Below are 21,531 nucleotides of genomic sequence, written 5' to 3'. Positions count from 1 at the left end.
ACCTCTCTGTGGAGGAATGGCAATGTGGTGGTGATGGAAAACGTTGCGGGGCGGTGATTGTGGCAGTAATCGTTGCTGGGGTGGGATGATGATGGTGGATGGCTGGAGAAATAACGGCGATAGTACCGCTATTTATCGGGCTACTTTTCAACATGACGAAATAGCGGCGATAGTACCGCTAATTTGCTTGATTTCTCGCTCCTCAGGTGAAATTGGTAAAAATAAAGGTAAAATGTCCGTTATTTCGAATCAGCAGCTGAAATTTTTAAAAATAGAGGTACTTTCGCCGTTATTCATGCTGAAGCGGACTTCCGAGGCCTGCCACGAGCGAATTGTGTTGTAAAACTGCCCCGCCGCCACGCTGCACCGCGCAGAAAAAAACATGCGCCCCCTGTCGGGAAGGCGCATGCCTGCTTCTACTTCCGATGCATCTTAAACTCCAAGAACAGCTCGTTGTAATGCGACAGCATGCGGGGACCGAGGTTGTCGTACACCTCGAGACGCTCCGTCAGCTCCTCGTCCGGGTAGAACCGCTCGTCGCCGGAGATGTCCTCCGGCAGCAGCGCGAGCGCCTCCTTGTTCGGCGTCGAATAGCCGACGTATTCGGCGTTCTGCGCGGCCACCTCCGGGTCCAGCATGAAGTTGATGAACTGATGGGCGCCCTCCAGGTTGCGCGCCGTCTTCGGAATGACCATGTTGTCGAACCACAGGTTCGAGCCTTCCTTCGGCACGACGTAGTCCAGCTCCTCGTTCTCGTACATGATCTCCGACGCGTCGCCGGACCAGACGAGGCCCGCGGCCGCTTCTTCGTTCGCGATCAGCATCTTGATCTCATCCCCGACGATCGCCTTCACGTTCGGCGTCAGCTCGGACAGCTTGGCGAGCGCCTCCTGCAGGTGATCCTCGCTCGTATCGTTCAGCGAGTAGCCGAGGCTGTTCAGCCCCATCCCCATCACCTCGCGCGCGCCGTCGAGCAGGAACACGTTGTTCTTCAAAGAAGGATCCCACAAGTCGTCCCAGCTCTCGAATGTCAGGTCGCCGACGAGATCGGGGTGGAACACGATCCCGACCGTACCCCAGAAGTACGGGACGGAATACGCGTTCTCGGGATCGAACGACAGATGCATGAATCGCTCGTCGATATGCTCTAGGTTCGAGAGCTTCGAATGATCGATTTCAAGCAGCAGGTCGTCTTCCTTCATTTTGCTGATCGCGTATTCGGAAGGAACGGCCACGTCGAACGTGGTGCCGCCCTGCTTGATCTTCGTCATCATCGCCTCGTTCGAATCGAACGTCTGGTAGATGACCTTGATGCCGGTCTCCTCCTCGAATTGCTCCAGCAGCTCGGGATCGATATAATCGCCCCAGTTGTAGACGGTCAGCGTGTTGTCGCCGGAATACCCTTCGCTTTTGTTCAGATACGCCGTAGCGTACATGAGACCGAACGCGACAACGAACACCAGAAGAAACATGCGGACGATCTGGCTCATGCGCGTCCCTCCTTCGCGACCGGGCGGTTGTTGCGGCGGTTAATGAAGTAGTAGCCGATGACCAGCAGCACCGTGAACAGGAAGATGAGCGTGGACAGCGCGTTAATCGACAGCGACACGCCTTGGCGCGCCCGCGAATAGATCTCGACCGACAGCGTCGAGAAGCCGTTGCCCGTCACGAAGAACGTCACCGCGAAGTCGTCGAGCGAATAGGTTAACGCCATAAAAAATCCCGCGAATATGCCCGGCTTAATATACGGCATGATAACCTTCGTCAGCACCTGCCAGGAGCTGGCGCCGAGATCCCGCGCGGCGTCGATCAGCGAGCCGCTCATCTCCTGCAGCTTCGGCAGCACCATGATGACGACGATCGGAATGCTGAAGGCGATATGCGACAGCAGCACGGACACGAAGCCGAGCTGGATGCCCGCGATCGTGAACAGGATCAGGAACGAAGCGCCGATGATGACGTCCGGACTGACGATCAGCACGTTATTCAGCGTCAGCAGCGTGCTCTTCGGGCGATTAGTGCGCATGTAATGAATCGCGATGGCGCCAAGTACCCCGATGATCGTCGATATCGCCGCGGACAGCAGCGCGATGACGAACGTATTCAGCACGATGATAAGCAGGCGCGTATCCTGGAACACCTCGCCGTAGAACTCCCACGTGAAGCCCTCGAAATCGCGCATCGAGCCCCCGCTGTTGAACGAATAGAACATCAGATAGAAGATCGGCGCATACAGGATGACGAACACCGCAATCAAGTAGAGGTTAGACAGCTTCCATTTACCGTTTGACAATGTCGATCAACCCTCGCTTTCGATTCCCGGTCAGGAGCATGATGAGCGCCATGGCGATAATAAGGAACACCGCGATGGTCGCGCCCATCCCCCAGTCCTGCGTCACGAGAAAATGCTGCTCGATCGCCGTGCCGAGCGTAATGACCCGGTTGCCCGCGATGAGCCGCGTAATCATGAACAGCGACAGCGCCGGGATGAATACCGCCATGCAGCCGGCCTTCACGCCGTCGATCGTAAGCGGGAACACGACGCGGCGGAAGGTCATCCACGGCGAAGCGCCGAGATCGCGCGCGGCGTCGATGAGCGTCGGGTTCATTTTCTCCAGGGCGTTGAAGATCGGCAGGATCATGAACGGGATAAAAATATAAACCGACACAAACACGAAGCTGAAGTCGGTGAACAAAATTTGCTTCGTTCCGATGCCCGTCAGCTCGAGCACCGCGTTCACGAAGCCGTACGTGCCGAACAGGCCGATGAACGCGTACGCCTTCAGCAGCAGGTTGATCCAGCTCGGCAGGATGATCAGCAGCAGCCACAGCCCTTTGTGCTTCGTCTTCGTCAGCAGATAAGCCGTCGGGTAAGCGACGAGCAGCGAGAACAGCGTAATAAGGAACGCGTACCAGAAGGAGCTGAGCGTCATCTTGAGATAAACCGGCGTAAAAAACTTCGCGTAGTTGTCCAGCGTGAACTGGCCCTCCACATTGAAGAAGGAATAATAGACGATCAGCAGAATCGGCGCCGCGACGAACAGCACGATCCATAGCACATAAGGAACCAGATACAGATTGCGAGCCCTAACGTCCATTGTGGCCCTCGCTGCCGCCGTCCTCGTAGGACTCGAGGCGCTTGTCGAATTCTTCCTCCGTCTCGCCGAGGCGCATGACGTGAATCGCTTCCGGCTCGAAGCTCAGCCCGATGCGTTCGCCCACTGCGGCTTTGCGCGTCGAGTGGACCAGCCATTCGTTGCCCGCGTCATCGTAGCAGCTGATCTCGTAATGCACGCCCCGGAACAGCTGCGTATCGACCTTCACTTCCAGCTTCCCGCTTCCCGCGGCCGTAATCTCGAGATCCTCCGGACGGATGACGATGTCGACCGTCTCGCCTTCGCTGAGGCCTTGGTCCACGCACTCGAATCGGCGTCCCGCGAACTCCACCTCGAAATCGCGGAGCATGCTGCCCTTCACGATGTTCGATTCCCCGATGAAGTCCGCCACGAACCGGTTGATCGGCTCGTCGTAAATATCCGTCGGCGTGCCGGACTGCTGGATCGTGCCTTCGTTCAGGACAAAAATTTCGTCCGACATCGCCAGCGCTTCCTCTTGATCATGAGTGACGAATATAAACGTGATGCCGAGCCTGCGCTGCAGCTCCCTTAATTCATACTGCATCTCCGTCCGCAGCTTCAGGTCAAGCGCCGACAACGGTTCGTCCAGCAGCAAAATTTCCGGCTCGTTCACGATCGCGCGGGCAATGGCGACACGCTGCCGCTGGCCGCCGGACATCTCCGTTATTTCTCGGCTCTCATAGCCGCTGAGATTCACGAAACGCAGCGCTTCCGTGACTTTCGCGGATATCGCGTCGTTCTTGAGCCCTTTGATGCGAAGGCCGAATGCCACGTTCTCGAACACGTTCAGATGCGGGAAGAGCGCGTAATCCTGGAACACCGTATTCACTTGGCGCTCGTTGGCCGGCACCTTATTGATGATTTTCCCATTGAAATAAATATTGCCGTGCGAAGGCTCCGTAAAGCCCGCAATCAATCTTAATATCGTCGTTTTGCCGCAGCCCGATGGCCCCAGCAGCGTATAGAATTTTCCCCGCTCGATTTCGAAGCTGACGTTCTTCAGCACTGCGGGGTCGCTCTCGTCGTATCGCTTCGTCACCTGCTCGAATCGTATGATCGTATTCTCGCGCATCCGGCATTCCTCCTCCGCCACAATTAAAGAAATCATAGTGATTATACAGCATTCGCCAGAAAGGGCAATAGAAAATTCGGGACTTAAGTCCGTATACGACAAGAAGCGCCGCGGATCGCGGCGCTTCAGTTCGTCTATTGGTTAAGCCACGACCATTTCGTCGCTCTCGCCGCCGCGCGCTTTCCGATGGCAGATGACGAAATACGTCAGCGATAGTGCCGCGAACGCAGCGCCATAAACGGCCAGCAGACCAACATCGGTCCACATCCGATCCACATCGCCGCTCGAGATGACGTCTTTCAGTCCCGCGACCGAATACGTCATCGGCAGCCATGGCGACACATGCTGCAGCCAGCCCGGGATAAGCTCTCGAGGGAACGTGCCCGCCGAGCTAGTCAGCTGCAGGATGAGCAGCATAACGGCCAAGAAACGGCCCGGGTTGCCCATCGACGCGACAAGGAAATGAATGATCATCATATACGTGATGCTCGTTACGACCGAGAACAGAATGAACAGTGGGATGTTCTGAATGTCCATCTTCAATAAGAAAATTAGTGCGGCATCCGCGATAAGCGCCTGGATCGTTCCGATCGCCATCAGCGTGAGCGCTTTGCTCCAGAACCAGCTCCAACCGTTCTCCGGCCGGACGGCCGGCTCCTTAACGGAATAAACAATGGTCAACAGCATTGCTCCGACGTACAGTCCGAGGGACAAGAAATACGGCGCAAGGCCCGTTCCATAGTTCTCGACATCCGTTACCGGAGCGACGTTCAGCTCGATCGGCTCGGCGAACATGCCGACCATATCATCCGTAAGCGACAGCTCGGAGGACTCCCCGGATGCGTCGCTCAGCTTGGACGACAGCTCCTGCGTGCCATCCTCCAGCTCAAGCAAGCCGCTGGTCATATCCGTCGCGCCCTGCTCCAGCTGCTTGGCTCCCGTCGTCATCGTCTGGACGGAAGAAGTCAGCTGATGAAGGCCGCCCGCAAGCTCGGCGGACCCGGCTGTCAGCTTATCCAAACCGCCGGACAGCGTATCGGCTCCCGATTTCGCGTCTTGCAGCTTCGATTCGAGCGTGACGGTGCCGGCGGACAGCTTCTCAAGCCCTCCCTCCAAGCTTTGGGCTCCGGCGAGCAGCTCTTGCTGCCCGGCTGCGGATTTCTCCAGCCCCGCCGCCAAGCCTTGACCGGCCGCAAGCAGCGCTTTGAACTGCGGATCTTCCAGCATGGCCGGATTTTGCGAAGCCATGGCTTCCAAACCAGCCGCCAGCTTCGCGGCTCCGTTCTTCAATTCCTCCGTGCCGGCCGCGGATGCATCCAAGCCGCCGGACAGCTTGGTTGCGCCGTCATAAGCACCGCTTGCTCCTTCCGTTAAGCCGCTACTCGCGTTAGCCAGCTGGCCGATGCCGGTTGCCAGCTTTTCCGCTCCGCTCTTCAGCTCGGCACTGCCGCTTTGAAGCTGTTCGCCCGCGGCATCGAGCTTCAATGCGCCATCCTGCAAGCTCGCGGTTCCGATCGCCAGCTTGCTTAAGTTTTGCTCCAGCAGCTCGGCGCCGTCTTTTGCTTTGGTCGCGCCATCTGCAATCTTACCGGCTCCGTCGCTAGCCTGCACGATGCCGTCCGCAGCCGTTTCTAGCTTCTCGAACACGGTGCGGGTGTACGCTTCGGTCACTTCTTGGTTCAGCAGGCTTTTCATCTGCTCAACAGCATTGTTCCCGATTTGGGAGGCCAGGAAGTTCGAGCTTTTGTTCGGCAGGAATTCCAGCGTCGCCTTCTCCGGATGCTCCGACGTGAGCGATGCCGTCTTCGCCGAGAAGTCCTCCGGAATTTCGATCGCCATATAATAGAGGTTATCCTTCATGCCTTGCTGCGCTTCTTGTTCCGTCACAAATGCGAAGTTAAACTTCGGATCTTCCTTTAGCTGTTCCACGAAATCCTGCCCGATATGCAGCGGCTCGCCTTGAAACTCCGTCCCCGCATCCGAATTGACGACAGCGACGGGCAGCTCCTCCAGCTTGCCGTACGGATCCCAGAACGCTCCCAGGAACATCGCCGAATACATGACGGGAATCGTCAGCACGCCGATGACCGGGATGAGCACCTTTTTGTTACGCGCAATAGCGGACAGCTCGCGCCCGAACTGCTTCATTCCTTTCAGCTTCATGATCATTCTCTCCTTCTAGATGCTAGTATGACGAACTGACCATTTCCTCCAAACGGTCATTCTCGTTCAAAAAAAAGGCATCCCGCTTTATGCCGGCGCCAGTCCTTGCTCCAAATAAATCCGCAGCTGCTTCGCCACCTGCTCCTTCTCGAGCGGCTCATGCGTCTTCGTCCAATCGACCGTCAGCGCCATGTAAAGCTTAAGCATTACGAAAGCCGTCATCTCCGGCTCGCATGGCTTAATCTCGCCCTTGTCGACCGCGCACTTCACCTGCACCGCGATATATCCGACGACCGCCCGCTCCAGCTGCTGCAGTCCCTCGAGCGCCATCGGCGTGCCGATCTCCCGCATCTCCTGCGACAGCTTCAGCGCCAGCTCGTGCTCCTCCCGGAAATCGAGCAGGAGCTCCAGCGCCGCGTACAAATTATCGAAGAACCGTCTATTCGGGTCGATGGCCCGCTCGGCCACCTTCTTCATTTCGCCGATCATCCGGTTCATGATTTCCTGGAAGAGCTCTTCTTTGTTCGTAAAAAACGTATAGATCGTTCCCTTGCCGACATTCGCGATTTTGGCGACGCCGTCCATCGTCGTTGCTTTATAGCCGAACAAAGAGAAGCTTTTGGCCGCCGCGTCGATGATTTGTTGTCTCCGGTCTATGGCCATGGAAGAACCTCCCTTATCTTTCGTGTTGACCAACTGACTAAATTTCATTTTCGGTCAATTCGTTTATGTAGCTATATTAACAGATATCCCGGCATGACGCAACAGCCTCATCGTTTTTCTTGTGAGATGACTTTGCCGGCCGACAAGCGGTATAATAAAACGTAACGAATCCGAGAAGGAGTGATCCCGCATGACATACAAAGAAATTACGACGATTGAGGAATGGGAAACGGCGTTCCAGCAATCCACCGAACGTCCCGTCGTTCTGTTCAAGCACAGCACGACCTGCCCCGTCAGCGCCAACGCCCATGGAGAATTCAACAACTACCTCGGCGGCAATCCGAAGGACAACGTCGATTATCTGCTCGTGAAGGTGATCGAATCCCGCCCTGTCTCGAACAAGATCGCGGAGGATACGGGCGTGAAGCACGAATCGCCGCAAATCATCTACATCGACAACAAAGCGAAGGTGTGGACAGCCTCCCATTGGTCGGTTACGAAAGCTCATATCAGCGCGGTTCTGGACTAGTCCGAGAGACAAGCCTGGTCGAGCGAGGAAGCCCCCGGCATAACCGGCGGCTATTGAGCTTGAATGAAGAAAAGGTGCAGCCCCATTAATGTGGAGGTTGTGCCTTTTTTCATTTATTAACTTACCCCAATGCCATCTCACGCCGCTAGCGGTACTGAGCGACCTTATCTCGGGTAAATTCTCATTTTTACAACGGGTAAGGGAACTGAGCGCCGTTATTCACCTATTTTAATGATCATTTTGTTCAAAATGAAGGGAATAAGAGCGCTCAGTTCCGCTAGTCACCCCCAATCCCCCATTCTCCGATGAATAACGTCGCTCCGTTCCGTAAGCTGCTTTTAATCCTGTTAAAAGACTGAAGTGTCTCTGCGCCAATCGCACCAATACCCCCACACGCTCTGCAACAACAACCGAGCTCTGCCTTGCATCCTTCAGCCTTTTGAATCACGCCTTCCCGCGCATGCATAGGGATTACCTCCCATCATTTTCCCTATTCAGAAGCTGCAACGCTCCCCCCCTTAGTTCTTTGTGCGTGTCCGAGGATGCGCCGTCCAGCCCATTCTCAATGGTGAGCGGATGTGGTTATCTAAAGAATGTCGGAAAATATCGTAAAATCGGGAGGATTTCCTATTCATGAGACGTTTGGCGCTACTTCTAACAGGATTTGTGATAACGCTTGCAACAATTCAGCCGCCGTCGGCGATCGAGCGCGCGGATGCGGCGGCAACGGTGTCCATTTTTAGCGATACGAAAAACCATTGGGCGGAGCCCACGATCAACGAAATGGTAGGACGCGGCATACTGGAGGGCTATTCGGATGGGACTTTCCGGCCGGAGGAGCCGGTGAAGGTCGACCAATTCGTCAAGATGCTTATTTTGTCCTATTCGGAACTGCATCCGAACGGGTCCCGCAGCTGGTACGCCGCCTTTGTGAGCTCGCTTAGCCTGGAGAACCAAGCGATTCTGAAGCAGGACTACCGCTACTTCACCTTCAAGCCCAGCGCCACCGGTTATTGGGCCAAGGAATTTATCGATATCGCCAGCGACCTCCACTTCCTGAACAAGGACCGTTACGTCGACTTTCAAGCCGACATGACGCGCGAGAACGTGGCGGAGGTCATCTATTACACGCTGCAGGAAACGGAATTTCTCGAGGACGGCAACTTCGGACAGAAGATGGCTCAGGCTTACGGCGACATTACGAGCGCGTCGGAACGCGAGCAGCGCTTCATCGCCGAGGCTCTTGTCAAAGGCATCATGGAAGGTCATCCGAATGGATTTTTTGGCGTGGGCCAGAAGGTCACTCGCGCGCAGGCCCTTATTATTCTAGAAAGACTGACCGATAAAACGAAGCGCAAAACGATCCTGGTATCCCCGGACAAGCTGGAGAGAATCGTCCCAACCGAAGGAGGCGGAACCAAAATCGTCGTCTTCCCCGACAAACGGATGTGGGACGCGTACGAGTCTCTCCTGATCGCGGCGGCCCTTCGCGGCACGAATCAAGATCTGTTCGGCACAACGCTGCGGCTCTACAAGGATCAAACGGAGAAAGAGAGTGTACGGAACCAAAAGGCGGGAATGACTGCAGTAAGCGAAGAGGCGTCCATCTGGCTCGACCCTGAGTACAATACATACGGCATTACGATGCGTCTGCGCGAAGGCTCGCTCGCCCGCAACAAAGAGGTTGTCGAGCAATTCGCCAACGGACTGTTCGGCTACAACGCGATCGCGTTCAAGCAGCTGTTCAGCGACGTATGCGCCAAAGTGGAGAAAGGCGAAGCCGTCACACAGACGTATGCGCTGATCGGCACCGATTCCGTCAGCATGCTGATCGACGAGAAGCAGAAGCAGGTTATTTTCTCGATTGCGGCCAAAAAATAATCCATCTAAAACGTAAAGGACGGAGCACCTTGCCTGTGGGCATGGAGCTCCGTCCTTCTCACTTGTATGACATAAACTTATAGCACGGTTCTCGCTTTGTTGCAGTTCAGAGTATACGTGCGGCCATAGCCTCTTCCGTAATGGATAATCCTGCGGATCATCGTCTGATCCTGCAGAATCGCGAACGGGCAATGATCCGGCGTCGTATTCACTTCGAGTATCCACGGCTTCAAGTTACGGTCGACCGCGATATCAAGCCCGATCTCGAGCATCTTCGGATAGCGCCGGCGAAGGCGCTTAATCGTCGCGACTCCGATCCCGTCCAGCTGCTTAAGCAGCCGATTTCTATTCATCGGGCTCATGTAGGGGGCAAGCACCTGCTCCGCCGTCAGAATCGTCCCTCCTTGGCTGCCGTTCGTTACGATTTTGCCGGGGGAGGCCACTCTCGCGACCGTGCCCGTCGCCTCGAAGCCCCCGTATGGCGCCCTCTGGACGACAAGCCGCAGATCGTAGGCTCTCCCCTCGTATTGGAGCGCATGGACGCCCTTTTGCACGAGATAGCTTTTACTCCGCTTATCCTTGACGATCGCCCGGTACAACGCGTCGAATCCGGCGAAGGACCTCCTCTTCCCCGCAAGCTGATAGCCGTACCCTCCTCCGTCTTCCTTCTCTACTCGCATCACGCCTTGGCCGAGCGAGCCGTGAGTAGGCTTCACGTAAACCATCCGGTAACGGTCCAGCATGCTGCGGAGCGTCGCTCGTCCGAACCTCTTCGTCTCCGGGATATGCGGCCGCAGTCCCGCGTCTCTTAACATGACTCTCGTTTTGGCCCATTTATCGGAAATCCGATAACCTTTCCTGCTAGCTTTCACCTCAAGCTTAGGCATCGTCCTTCACCGAACTCCCTTCTCGCCCCGCAGAATCCGGGCGGGAATAATCGTGTCCCTCAACCTATCGATAGACTCTTGTCTCTAACAAATTCGTTCTATTATTACTATACGAAAAAAACGGAATTTCGCCTTAGGCCTCTGTCGTCATCTCCGAACCAATGCCTCCCCGGAACATATGCTTAAGTAATGGAGCATTGGACGTTTAACGAGGGGGAATTCGTCATGAGGAAACCGGAAATCGCGGAGCTTCGGGAGCATGTTCAAACGATAGCCGGCCTTCATCCCTGGTATCGGCAGCTATTGACGGACGCGGGACTCCCTTGTGCCGAGCTCGCCGCTACTCCCGCCGATCCGCTGCCGCGTCTTCCGCTTCTAAGCGCGGAGCTGCTCGAGCGTCATTACTTCTCGCAGCCTCCTCGCGAAGGAAGCGGGCTGTCCGTCTATCGGACATCCGGCACGTCGACGGGCAGACGCAAAGCGATCTATTATTCCGAGGAAGACGACGCCGACTATATCGCCGCCAAGAAGAACAGCTATCTCGCCTGGCTCGGCGAGCGGCACGGCATCGGGCGGGCGATGGCCGATCTGGGGACGGGGCATGCGGCCTCCACGGCTCTCTCCATCTTCGCCGACATGGGCGCGCGGGGCGAGGCGATCCCATTCACGGCGCCCATCGAAGAGCATGTCGCGGGGCTCGCCTCGTTCAAGCCCGAGCTGCTGTACACGATGCCCTCGATCCTGGAGGCGATAGCGGACGCCGCTCCCGCCCCGCAGAAATTCGGCATACGGAAGATTATTTTAGTCGGAGAGCTGGCATCTCTGGAATGGCAGTCCCGTATGGCCGCGAGGTTCGGCCTCTCCGCAAGCGACATTCTGGATACGTACGGTTCCATCGAGGTCGGCGCCATCGCGGCCTATCATCACGGACTCGGCCGATACGTGCTCGCCGAAGGCCTTATCGGCGAATCGCTGCCCGCGGAACGCGTGGACGAACGATTCGAAGCTCTCGCTTCGGATGAAGGCGTGCTTGTCCTGACTTCGCTTAGACGCCGCCTCTTCCCCGTCATCCGATACGTAACGTACGATGTCGTGCGGGATTTTCGGGTGATCGAGCAGGACGGCAAGCGGCTTTACACCTTCCGCTGCTTGACAAAGCGCATCGGGCACGAGCTCAAGCATGGGGAGAAGATCAGCCTGTACGATATCGAGGAGGCTGTCTGCCGCCATGCTCCGGGAGTCTCGCTCCGCGTCGGCGTGCGCGAGAACAAGCTGACGCTTTATTTGTCCGGAGAAGGCTTGGATGCCGAGAAGCTGTCGGCGATTCGGGCGGAGGTAGAGGGCCGGATCGGGGATATCGGCATGATGATCCGGAACGGACTGCTGGCGGGCATCGAGGTAATCGACGTGGGTTCGCGGGACCTTCTGCCAACCGGCGGCGTGAAATCCAAGAAACTTTACTAAAAGACGAAAGGCGTTGTGGAGGTCATGATGAAAGGCTGGCTGAACCGAATCGGCAACACCCCTCTCGTACCGCTCGATAAGCTGTTCAAGAACGACCGAGACATAGCCGTATACGGCAAGATGGAGCTTATGAACCCCGGCGGCAGCGCCAAGGACCGGCCTGCCCTGCGCATGATCAAGTCGGCTTGGGAGAGCGGCTCGCTTCGGCCGGGATCGGTCGTCATCGAGTCCAGCTCCGGCAATATGGCGATCAGCCTGGCCGCGATCTGCTCGTATCTCGGCATGAAATTCATCAGCGTCATCGATCCCAGAACGACCGCGCAGAACACGGCCATCATGAAAGCGTTCGGAGCCGAGGTGTCGTACGTGGATACGCCCGACCCGGAGACGGGAGAATTTCTCCCCGCCCGGCTGGAACAGGTTCGCCGTCTGCTGAATGAGATCCCGGGCAGCTTCTGGCCCAACCAATACGGCAATCCGCATAACCCGCACGCTCATGCCGAAGGCACGATGCGGGAAATCGCAGAGGCGCTGGACCGCGTGGATTATGTCGTGGGAGGCGTCAGCACCTGCGGAACGATGCTCGGATGCCAGACCTTCATCAAGGAACGCGGGCTTCGCACGAAAGTAGTTGCGGTCGACGCGGCCGGCAGCGTCATCTTCGGCGGCGAGAAAGGCCCGAGGCGTTTCCCCGGGCTCGGCGCTGGAATCGTCCCCCCGTTCGGCGAACGCCGCTTCATGGATATCGCGATGAACGTGACGGATTGGGAGATGGCCACGGGCTGCAGAGAGCTGGCCGCGGCCGAATCCATATTGGCGGGGCCATCTTCAGGGGCATGCATAGCAGCGCTGCGCTCGCTCATGACCGATATTCCAGACGGTTCCGTATGCGTCGTCATCCTGCATGACCGGGGCGAACGTTACATGGACACCGTCTTCAACGATGACTGGCTTCGCAAGCAATTCGGCTCGTTGCCGCTCGAAGGAGGGAGAGGACGTTGCTCTATTTAGGAGAGTCCCATCTGCAGGAGATCGGGTTCGAGTGGAACGAGCTGACCGGCGTCATCCGCAGGGCAATCGAAACGATGGAGCAAGGAGCGTTCGCCCAGCCGCTTAAGCCCTATCTTCGTTACGGCGATCCGCGCAACCGGATTATCGCGATGCCCGCCTACATCGGCGGCAGCATCCGGACGGCGGGAATCAAATGGATCGCCAGCTTCCCCGGCAACGTGAACGCAGGGCTGCCGAGAGCGCACAGCATGACCATACTGAACGATGCCGATACCGGCGTGCCGGCCGCCGTTCTGAACGCGCCTTCCGTCAGCGCCGCAAGAACGGCGGCCGTGAGCGGACTCATGCTGCGGCACTGGCTGGCATGCCGGATTCCCGCCCCCCGCTCGCTCCGCGTCGGCATTATCGGATGGGGACCGATCGGCCGGTTCCATGCGGAGATGTGCGCCCAATTGTTCGAGCCCTCTATCGAACGGCTGTACCTCTATGATATTCGCGGTGTAGATGCAGGCGCCAGCCGCCTCGGCGAAAGCGCGCTATCCGATGGCCGGGTAATCATCGCCGCCAGCTGGGAAGAGCTGTATGCGGCGTGCGACGTCGTCATCACATGCACGGTCAGCGAATCGAGATACATCGACGCGGCGCCCGCACCTGGCACGCTGCTCCTTGACGTTTCCTTGCGGGACTACACACTTGGCGCCATCGCTTCCGTTCCGACCATCGTCGTCGACGACTGGGCGGAGGTTTGCAGAGAGAACACCGACATCGAGCTGCTTCACCGCGATGGAGGCTTGCGGCAAGAGGATACGATCTCGCTCGGCGATGTCGTCGTTCGCGAGAAATTACGGGGATTGGACGCGGCCGCGGGGTCCGTCCTTTTCTGCCCGATGGGCATGGCGGTCTTCGACGTAGCCGTCGCCGATTGGTTCGTCCGCAGGAGCTTGGAGACGGGCATCGGCTTGACACTTGAATAAGGCGCGGGGCTGCGGCTATGTCCGCGGTTCGGCTGGCTGGAGCTGCGCTGGTTGCGTTTCTATCGTTCGTCCTCTATATTTATATTTAATGCAATTTAATTGAACGATGGAGGATTACATGAATTCGAATGAAACGCTGAAGCTGGACAATCAAATTTGCTTCTCGCTCTATGCGGCATCCCGCGAGATTACGAAGCTGTATCGCCCGCTTCTCCAGGACCTCGGCCTGACCTACACCCAATACGTCACGATGCTTGCCCTGTGGGAGAAAGATGAGGTAACGGTAAGCGCGCTTGGCGCAAAGCTGTATCTGGACTCCGGCACGCTGACCCCGCTTCTGAAGAAGCTGGAATCGGCCGGGCTCATTACCCGCGCCCGCGCCAAGAACGACGAGCGAAGCGTGATCGTCGCCTTGACCGAGCAAGGGCGTTCTCTCCGCGAGAAGGCGGTCTGCATTCCCGAGAAGCTGGTCAGCCAGCTGAACGCGACGCCGGAAGAAGGCGCCCAGCTGCTTGCTCTCATGCACGAGCTCTTGAGCCGGATGAAGGACGCCGAGCGTAAGGAGGAAGAGAAGTAAACCGTGCTCCTGTGGATGGGGTTCGCGGACAGGTTAGATTTTCCTCCCGCGACTATGATAAGATGGATGCTGACAAATAAGCGTGCCGGACTCGGCGCGACTCCACATCTACATAGGGGGAATCCTTCTGTGCGAACCTTTCAAGCCAAAAAAACGTACGGCATCCTTGCGCTCCTGTTCGTCGTCATCGCGCTGATCGCTTCGGGCTGCGGCGTGGACCAAGGCAAAGGCGCCGCGAACAACGCGGGCCAAGAGCAAGGCGGCGGCGCCGCATCGCCTTCACCATCTCCGACGCCAACGGAGGAGGCTTCCGAAGAGCCGGAGCTGCTCGGCTCGGACAAGCATCCCGTCGTCACGATCGAGCTCAGCAACGATCAAGTCATCAAGGTGGAGCTGTATCCCGAGGTCGCTCCCAACACCGTGAACAACTTCATTTCGCTCGCCGAGCAAGGCTTCTATGACGGGCTCATCTTCCACCGCGTCATTCCGGGCTTCATGATCCAGGGCGGCGACCCGGACGGCAACGGAACGGGCGGCCCCGGCTACTCCATTCCGGGCGAATTCTCGCAGAACGGCTTCGAGAACAAGCTGAGCCACAAACGAGGCGTCATCTCCATGGCTCGGGCCAATGATCCGGATTCCGCCGGCTCTCAGTTCTTCATCGTCGTGGAAGACTCTCCGTTCCTGGACAAGCAATACGCCGGCTTCGGAGCGGTAATCGAGGGCATGGAAGCCGCCGACGTCGTCGTGAACCAGGAACGGGACGGCAGCGACAAGCCTCTCGAGCCGATCTCCATGAAGAAAGTGACCGTGGACAAAAAAGGCATGACGTTCGAAGCGCCGGAGAAGACGTCCTAATCGCGCTACAGCTAGCGCGGGGGCGTGTGAGGCTGCGCTGCAGGGGTGAAATCGCCCTTACGGCGCAGCCGAGCTCGCGCCGAACAAGACTAATCTCCACCGCCGCATAACGACCATAGAACTGAAATAGCGGACATTGTACCCTTATTTTTCAGCTAACTTCCCCTTTTTCATAAATAGCGGCGATTTTACCCTTATTGCAGACCCATATTACCCAATCGGCCATCCGTCCTCGAAATTAACGGTATTAATGCCGCTCTTCCCAGCCAACCGCCTACATCCATGAAAATAACTCCGGAAAATGCCGCTATTATCAAGCATGCAGAAAGCAACTCGTATGCCACATGCGGTTGAAGCCGACTAACTAGTTACTCCACCCCCCAGTTACTCCCCCTCCCGTCTGCCATGCCGCATGCTTCTTTCTCCACCGTCTCATAACGACCAGAGAATTGAATTAGCGGAGTAGTACATTTCTCCTTTTTTTCGTCGCTTAGAATTAACGCCACTTATTCTGCTATTCCACCCAAAGCTCCCCAAACGCCGACGCTTTTTTTACAGGACTTCGCTCAAACTATCCACGCTTCTTTCGCAATGCATAATTCCGTGCAATGAGAAAAACAGCAGCCTTGGAGAGAGAAGTGCATGCTCTCTAAGGCCGCTGTTTTTTGTCTGCTATGAAGTCCGCTTTCCCCTATACCGCGGCGCCCTCGCCTTCGTCCTCGCGCATCGTCAGCATGCGCACGGCCTCGAATTCCGGCAGCAGAATCAAATCCTGCAAGTACGCCGAGATCATGCTGCCCGGCCTTCTCGCCCTATTGAGCTGCGCGATAATATCCGCGCCGGAGCCGATCCCGATGCCATGTCCGAAGAACAGGTTATCGTCCAGCATGATGACGTTCTCCCCCTGCCATTCGGGCGTATCCGGGTCGTGGTCGGGGTTTTTGAAATACAGCACGTCGCCCGCGTACGTCTCGTTCAAATTATGGTGCGTAATCAGCCGCAGATCCCGATCGGTCTGCCAGTCCCGCAGGAAGAGGCGCTGGAAGTGACGGTTGAACGCATCGTCCCCTATCGTCTCCAGAACGGCTTTATACATCATAATAATGATCGCGCCCGCGCATTCGAACGCGTAAAGCCGTCCGTTCTCGAAAATATCGTTCACCGCGACGGCGGGCGGAACGCCCGGCCTGAGCAGAAAACCGCCGTCCGGCGTGCGAATCCAGAACCTGTCGTTCGCGCGGGAATTGCTGAAGGTCGCAAAGCTGACGCCGCTGGCGTACATCGCTTTGGCCGCCTCCACGATATTCGTCCGCATCTTCAATTCGAACAGAAGCGCCTCCAGATCGGGATAACGGTACACGACGGGACTGTTCATCTTCCGGCGCAGCGTCTTCTTCTCCAGCTCCGTCAGCATCCGCGGCGGGAACTGAACGGGGCTGCCATCCAAGATTACGATCACGTCTCATCCCCCAAGCATCATAAGATTACTAGGTTATTGTACGTGGGCAATCGTCGATTGGTGAGACGGAAAATAAAGCCGCGCCGGTTTAGGCCGAGTGGACCGGCAGCAAGCCCGCTTCGATCAGGCCGTTGCGGATGCCCCGCTCGTCTACATGAGTCGTGACGAAGTCCGCGTATGGCAGCAGCTCGGGATTGGAATTGCCCATCGCCACGCCGAAGCCGACGTAGGCCAGCATCTCCTTGTCATTGAGTCCGTCCCCGAACGCCGCGGCATCGGCCGCCGTTAAGCCGAGCTGATCGAGCAGCGCCGCGATCCCCTGCGCCTTCGAGCTGCCCGCCGGAAGCACGTCCATGGCTTGCGGATGCCAGCGAATTAGCGTGAAGTCGGTCTTCAAAGCTTCGTAGAGGTGCTCGTCATGGCTTTCGCAGTGCAGGAATACTTGAAAAATATCGTCGGTGCGCCAGTAGTCCGGGTTAAAGCCCGGCAGATCCACCTTCAACGACAGCACCGCGTCCGTAATAAAAGGATGATTCTCCCGGTCGCAGAAAAATTGATGCTCGCCTTCGAACACCAGCCCATGGTCGTGCTGGGCCGCCAAAGCAACTAGCGACTCCAGCGCCGGCTTCTCAATCGTCTTGCGATAGAGAGGCTTGCCTTTGTATACCACATATCCGCCGTTCAGGCAGACGAACGACTCGATGCCAAGACGCTCCGCCAGCGGCTTGATGAAATACGGCGCCCTTCCGGTCGCTATGACCGGTTCGACCCCGCTTGCCTTCAATTCCCGGATCGCTTCGATCGTATCCGCCGGAATCTCCTTTTCTTCGTTCACCAGCGTCCCGTCGATATCAAAAAATACGATTTTATAACTCATTCCGCCATTCTCCCATCCGTTTTTTCTTTTCCTACTAGTATAGAGAATAATGGCTCTCCCGCCTAGAACGCGGCGGCCGGGATAAGAAATCTTTATATTTCGGTTGACCGCGATCCCTCTGGTGGGGTATAGTAATGGAAACTGATGTTCGGTTCAAGCGGGAAGCACCCGCAAGGCTAGACGATTCTCGTCTCCCTTGCGGGTGCTTCTTTGCGTTGCCGGACCCATTCATCCATTCACCCATTCAAGAGGAGGTACAGCCCTTATGCAATCCCCATTCCTTTTCCGCGTCATCTGTTTAACCGTCGTCATGCTCGTTGCCGCCGCTACCACAGCCTTCGCCGCGCCCTTTGAATTTACCGCCACCGCCAAGACCGCTTTTGACCAGATGGTCGAGGAAGCGAATTCCAAGACGGCTAACGAGCTGGAACAAAGCTACGCGGAGCTCCAGGCTCTTCAGCAGCAGGAAATCGGACTCGATTCCCGGATCAGCGCCCTTCACTATCAGAACGAGGAACGGGACGCCTCCATCCGCAAACGGATTCGGACCATTGATTCGGCTAAGATTAGCGCGCTCGAGGCCGAGCTCAGCCAGACCGAGAAGAAATTCGAGCCGTTATTCGAGCTTTACAAATCGCACAAAGCGCAGCTTAGCATCGCGAAAGCCACGAAGAACAAGGATCTTATCGCCATTGCGAACGCGCAAGCCGAGATAACGAAATCTGCCGTGCAGGCGGCTAACGCCGTCATCGACGCCCAAGAAGCTTCGCTTAAGAAAGCGAAGTCGGACGCCTCCGCCAAGATGAAAACGATCCGCGGCATTCTCGAGACGGCCGACGCGCACGAGACCCGCATCAAATCGGCGAAGAGCACGGCAAGCAGCGTCAAAAAGCTGTTCACGACGGAGTCTAAGGTACTCGTCCAAAATGTCCGCAAGAAGGATGCCGCCGCAGCCTCACTGTCCCTTGCCCGCATGCTGATCTATGAGCGGCAAATTCTCATTCAGAAGGCCAATGCTCATTATTATGAACAGCAAATTTCTGCGGTTATAAGCAAGGCCGAGGAGAAGCTGCAACGATACTAAACTTATAACATGCAAAAAGGAGCCATGCTCCATGGCTCCCATTCTCCATACGAAACGCGCTAACCGCGTCTATTGCGATAATGCACAAGGGCCGCCGTGATCTCCGCGACGATGCCGACAACAATGCCGCCCGCCATCAGAACGAGGAATGACAGCATGCTCGCCAGATCCTCCCAGCCCGTGGCCCTCCCGGCATAGGCCGCCATCGAGACTAGTCCGGCGAATAGACCGGCATAGGAGAAGCCCCATAGCCATCTGGCTCCCAGCCATCCAACCAGATTGTATACGACCGATACCACGGCCGCGAGCAGCAGCATGCGAAGCGCATGCGTGCCTGTAAACGCCTGTCCCAGCATGCCGAAGCGGATCAGCCAAATGATCGCTCCTACCGCCACAGTCGAGATCCCCGAATATACCCACCACTTGCTGCTGTCTTTTTCCGGAATCCAACGCATTCTGTTCACTCTCCCGATGGTATGAATTCGCTTCATTATTCTAAACGCGCGAGACCATTCAATTGTTTCGCGTCCTCGCGGGATTCAGGCGCGTGACCTGCTCATCAGGCGCGGAATTGCTTCCTGCGATACTTCCGCTTCGGGAAAAACGTCTTATATATGGCTATCGTATGGAGCGCATCCTTGCCGCACGAGACAAGCTTCCCTTCCCGATCCACGATAATCAGAGAACGGGTAATTCTGTTGCGGTAAAGGAACAACCCCTCCTCCGTGCCCGCGAATACCAAGTATCCTAGTATCACGCGAAATTCCTCCGCATACTCCCGCTCCAGATATAACCGAATCGGAGTCAGCTCGTCTTCATATTCGAATTCCGCCACTATACTCATCCTCCTAAAGTTTTGTGGAACAAAGTGGAACAAAACCGCTTCGTAAGCATTTGCTTAGTTTTGTGGAACAAAGTGGAACAAAACCGCTTCGTAAGCATTTGCTTAGTTTTGTGGAACGCAGTGGAATAGCGGAAGCATTCGCGCTAAACGAACAAAGCACCGCGCGAGCAGACCAAGATCTGCAAGCGCGGTGCTTCCGCATTTTTCCTTATCTAGCTTCAATTTATCATATTATATTATTCTCGTAAATGCTTCACGTCGTAAAGGATTAACGCACGCTCTGTCGAAAAGCGATGTATCCGGCTGCAAAGGAGCTTCCCATGACCGCAACTCACTCTGCAACAGTTACCATATGGTCCACCAGCGATCTTCACGGCTTTAGATGTACGCCAAGCCAGCATCCGCTCATGACGAATGTTCATCGCATGAATGAACTCTCGCGGATGATTTTGCAAAGCAAACAATCGCTCGGCCGCCGCTTCTTCTGGTTCGATAACGGCGATGCCTATCAAGGCGCCCCGCTCACCGATTCTTTTATGAACGAGCTCAAGAAAGGCGAGGACCGCCGGCATCCCACGACCGAATGGTTCCGGCAAACGGGCTGCGACGCGTTTGTTCCCGGGAACCATGAGTTTAACTACGGGCGTGACGCCGCCCAGAAAATTGCCGGGCAATCCCCCATTCCCTGGCTGTCCGCGAATATCGTAGAAGCGCTGACAGGCGAGCCTCTATTTGGAACGCCCTATCGCGTCTGGACAACGGAGGAAGGCGTACGGGTCGCGCTTCTCGGCCTGACCACCGCCTTCATCCCCGCATGGGAACGGCCCGAGCATATCGAGGGGCTGCAATTTCTTTCGGCCGTCGAGACCGCAAAGCGATGGGTCCCGCTTCTCAGGGAGAAGCACGCGGCGGATATCGTGATCGTCTCTTATCACGGCGGCTTCGAAAGCAATCTGGAGGACGGCACCCCGGCCGAACCGTTTACAGGCGAAAACGAAGGCTATCGGCTCTGCACGGAGGTGCGCGGCATCGACGTGCTTCTAACCGGGCATCAGCACCGCTTGATCGGCGATGCGCGCGTTGACCGCACGTTGGTCGTGCAGCCCGGCTCCTACGGCACGCATGTCGGAGAAGCGACGCTCGAGCTCACGAAGAGAGAAGGCTCCGGCTGGACCGTAACGTCGGGAGCCACCCGGCTTGTTTCGGTAGAAGCCGCCGCTGTCTCTCCAAGCCCGGCGTGGCTGCAGCCTTACGAAGAGGAAGTGACCCGGCGTCTGAATCGTCCGTTAGGACAAATGACGGGAGACATGCGTATTCGCGACGCCGGTGAAGCCCGCCGCAAGAAGCACCCCTTCGTCCAATGGCTGAACGAAGCGCAAATGCAAGCGGCTGGCGTCGATGCATCCTTAACGGCGTTAATGGACGACAATGCCCCCGGCTTCGCTCCTGTCGTCACGGAGAGGGATATCGCCGCCAACTATCCCTATCCCAATACGCTTGCCGTGCTTCGGCTGACCGGTCGGCAAGTGAAGGACGCTCTTGAGCGAAGCGCCTCCTATTTCACGCTGGATGAATCGGGTGCGCTGACGGTTAGCGCCGAATTCCAAGCGCCAAAGTCCCAGCCCTACAATTACGACATGTGGGAAGGCATCGAATACGTCATGGATATCTCCCGGCCGCCCGGCTGTCGCGTGACGAAGCTAACCTACAAGGACCGGCCGCTTGAGCCGGAACAGAAGCTGGATGTGGTCATGAATCATTACCGCGCGGGCGGCGGAGGCGGCTACTCCATGTTTGAAGACGCCCCTATCGTCAAGCAGATCCATACGGAAGTGGCGGAAATATTAGCCGAATTCATGTGCGCCAAGCCGGAATGGCACGTCCAATTAACCGAGAACTGGAAGATAATCGGCGCTCGGAAAGATTGATTATAAGTAAATAATACGAGTCCCGGACAGCCTGATTCGGTTGAACCGGCCATTGCGATATGCTACACTGATGTCATTCCAAGGAAATGAACGGAGGGTTACGTGTGATAGATTTCATCCGAG

21 protein-coding genes are annotated in these 21,531 nt (G+C 56.7%); 10 read left to right on the top strand and 11 right to left on the bottom strand.

Annotation, left to right across the window (positions count from 1 at the left end):
- Positions 1–85 precede the first annotated feature (85 nt).
- On the top strand, positions 86–343 hold the full coding sequence (locus NQZ67_RS09810) for a hypothetical protein (RefSeq protein ID WP_257445007.1): 258 nt from the start codon (positions 86–88) through the stop codon (positions 341–343).
- A gap of 73 nt (positions 344–416) precedes the next feature.
- On the opposite strand, the gene NQZ67_RS09805 is transcribed toward NQZ67_RS09810, so the two are convergent.
- The 6 genes from NQZ67_RS09805 to NQZ67_RS09780 form a co-directional block, all read right to left on the bottom strand.
- On the bottom strand, positions 417–1,490 hold the full coding sequence (locus tag NQZ67_RS09805; RefSeq protein WP_257445006.1) for an ABC transporter substrate-binding protein: 1,074 nt from the start codon (positions 1,488–1,490) through the stop codon (positions 417–419).
- Entirely contained in the window at positions 1,487–2,293 is an 807-nt protein-coding gene (locus NQZ67_RS09800) for an ABC transporter permease (protein ID WP_257445005.1), read from the bottom strand. The genes NQZ67_RS09805 and NQZ67_RS09800 overlap by 4 nt, the downstream gene beginning before the upstream one ends.
- The gene (locus tag NQZ67_RS09795) at positions 2,280–3,098 is read right to left on the bottom strand and encodes an ABC transporter permease (protein WP_257445004.1); all 819 of its coding nucleotides are present in this window, start codon (positions 3,096–3,098) and stop codon (positions 2,280–2,282) included. Before NQZ67_RS09795 ends, NQZ67_RS09800 begins: the two co-directional genes overlap by 14 nt.
- Positions 3,088–4,209, bottom strand: coding sequence for an ABC transporter ATP-binding protein (locus tag NQZ67_RS09790; protein ID WP_257445003.1), 1,122 nt, complete (start codon positions 4,207–4,209; stop codon positions 3,088–3,090). Before NQZ67_RS09790 ends, NQZ67_RS09795 begins: the two co-directional genes overlap by 11 nt.
- Positions 4,210–4,350: 141 nt before the next feature.
- Positions 4,351–6,372, bottom strand: coding sequence for a YhgE/Pip domain-containing protein (locus NQZ67_RS09785; RefSeq protein WP_257445002.1), 2,022 nt, complete (start codon positions 6,370–6,372; stop codon positions 4,351–4,353).
- Positions 6,373–6,459: 87 nt separating this feature from the next.
- Complete coding sequence (locus NQZ67_RS09780; protein WP_257445001.1) at positions 6,460–7,035, bottom strand: TetR/AcrR family transcriptional regulator; 576 nt, start codon at positions 7,033–7,035, stop codon at positions 6,460–6,462.
- 190 nt (positions 7,036–7,225) lie between these two features.
- On the opposite strand from NQZ67_RS09780, the gene ytxJ reads away from it, so the two are divergent.
- A complete protein-coding gene (ytxJ, locus tag NQZ67_RS09775; RefSeq protein WP_257445000.1) occupies positions 7,226–7,564 on the top strand; it encodes a bacillithiol system redox-active protein YtxJ in 339 nt (112 codons plus the stop codon).
- Between the two features lie 633 nt (positions 7,565–8,197).
- A complete protein-coding gene (locus NQZ67_RS09770; protein ID WP_257444999.1) occupies positions 8,198–9,445 on the top strand; it encodes an S-layer homology domain-containing protein in 1,248 nt (415 codons plus the stop codon).
- Positions 9,446–9,522: 77 nt separating this feature from the next.
- Here the strand turns inward: NQZ67_RS09770 and NQZ67_RS09765 are convergent, their stop codons facing one another.
- A complete protein-coding gene (locus tag NQZ67_RS09765; protein WP_257444998.1) occupies positions 9,523–10,332 on the bottom strand; it encodes a YheC/YheD family protein in 810 nt (269 codons plus the stop codon).
- A gap of 225 nt (positions 10,333–10,557) precedes the next feature.
- Here NQZ67_RS09765 and NQZ67_RS09760 point away from each other — a divergent pair, with 225 nt between their 5' ends.
- From NQZ67_RS09760 to NQZ67_RS09740, 5 genes are all read left to right on the top strand, one after another.
- A complete protein-coding gene (locus NQZ67_RS09760) occupies positions 10,558–11,796 on the top strand; it encodes a phenylacetate--CoA ligase family protein (protein WP_257444996.1) in 1,239 nt (412 codons plus the stop codon).
- 24 nt (positions 11,797–11,820) lie between these two features.
- Positions 11,821–12,807, top strand: a complete 987-nt coding sequence (sbnA, locus tag NQZ67_RS09755) for a 2,3-diaminopropionate biosynthesis protein SbnA (RefSeq protein ID WP_257444995.1) — start codon at positions 11,821–11,823, stop codon at positions 12,805–12,807.
- On the top strand, positions 12,795–13,781 hold the full coding sequence (locus NQZ67_RS09750; protein WP_257444994.1) for a 2,3-diaminopropionate biosynthesis protein SbnB: 987 nt from the start codon (positions 12,795–12,797) through the stop codon (positions 13,779–13,781). Before sbnA ends, NQZ67_RS09750 begins: the two co-directional genes overlap by 13 nt.
- 118 nt (positions 13,782–13,899) lie before the next feature.
- On the top strand, positions 13,900–14,358 hold the full coding sequence (locus NQZ67_RS09745; RefSeq protein ID WP_257444993.1) for a MarR family winged helix-turn-helix transcriptional regulator: 459 nt from the start codon (positions 13,900–13,902) through the stop codon (positions 14,356–14,358).
- 129 nt (positions 14,359–14,487) lie between these two features.
- Positions 14,488–15,216 (top strand): peptidylprolyl isomerase, encoded by a 729-nt coding sequence (locus tag NQZ67_RS09740; RefSeq protein WP_257444991.1) that lies wholly within the window; start codon positions 14,488–14,490, stop codon positions 15,214–15,216.
- Between the two features lie 691 nt (positions 15,217–15,907).
- On the opposite strand, the gene tgl is transcribed toward NQZ67_RS09740, so the two are convergent.
- A complete protein-coding gene (gene tgl, locus NQZ67_RS09735; protein WP_257444989.1) occupies positions 15,908–16,675 on the bottom strand; it encodes a spore coat transglutaminase TGL in 768 nt (255 codons plus the stop codon).
- Between the two features lie 88 nt (positions 16,676–16,763).
- Positions 16,764–17,552 carry a Cof-type HAD-IIB family hydrolase gene (locus tag NQZ67_RS09730; protein WP_257444987.1) on the bottom strand — a complete coding sequence of 263 codons (789 nt, stop codon included), beginning with the start codon at positions 17,550–17,552 and terminating at the stop codon, positions 16,764–16,766.
- Positions 17,553–17,817: 265 nt separating this feature from the next.
- Between NQZ67_RS09730 and NQZ67_RS09725 the strand changes: the two genes are divergently transcribed.
- Positions 17,818–18,636, top strand: coding sequence for a hypothetical protein (locus NQZ67_RS09725; protein WP_257444986.1), 819 nt, complete (start codon positions 17,818–17,820; stop codon positions 18,634–18,636).
- 59 nt (positions 18,637–18,695) lie between these two features.
- Here NQZ67_RS09725 and NQZ67_RS09720 read toward each other — a convergent pair whose 3' ends face one another.
- Together NQZ67_RS09720 and NQZ67_RS09715 are read right to left on the bottom strand one after the other, a co-directional pair.
- Positions 18,696–19,091 carry a hypothetical protein gene (locus NQZ67_RS09720; protein ID WP_257444985.1) on the bottom strand — a complete coding sequence of 132 codons (396 nt, stop codon included), beginning with the start codon at positions 19,089–19,091 and terminating at the stop codon, positions 18,696–18,698.
- 104 nt (positions 19,092–19,195) lie between these two features.
- Positions 19,196–19,471 carry a hypothetical protein gene (locus tag NQZ67_RS09715; protein WP_257444984.1) on the bottom strand — a complete coding sequence of 92 codons (276 nt, stop codon included), beginning with the start codon at positions 19,469–19,471 and terminating at the stop codon, positions 19,196–19,198.
- Positions 19,472–19,800: 329 nt separating this feature from the next.
- Here NQZ67_RS09715 and NQZ67_RS09710 point away from each other — a divergent pair, with 329 nt between their 5' ends.
- Entirely contained in the window at positions 19,801–21,408 is a 1,608-nt protein-coding gene (locus tag NQZ67_RS09710; RefSeq protein WP_257444983.1) for a bifunctional metallophosphatase/5'-nucleotidase, read from the top strand.
- Positions 21,409–21,531: the final 123 nt, after the last annotated feature.

The organism is Paenibacillus soyae (assembly GCF_024623455.1).
GTDB classification, from domain to species: domain Bacteria; phylum Bacillota; class Bacilli; order Paenibacillales; family Paenibacillaceae; genus Pristimantibacillus; species Pristimantibacillus soyae.
The sequence above is the reverse complement of the archived record's forward strand: the minus strand, read 5'-3'. Positions and strand labels throughout refer to the sequence as shown.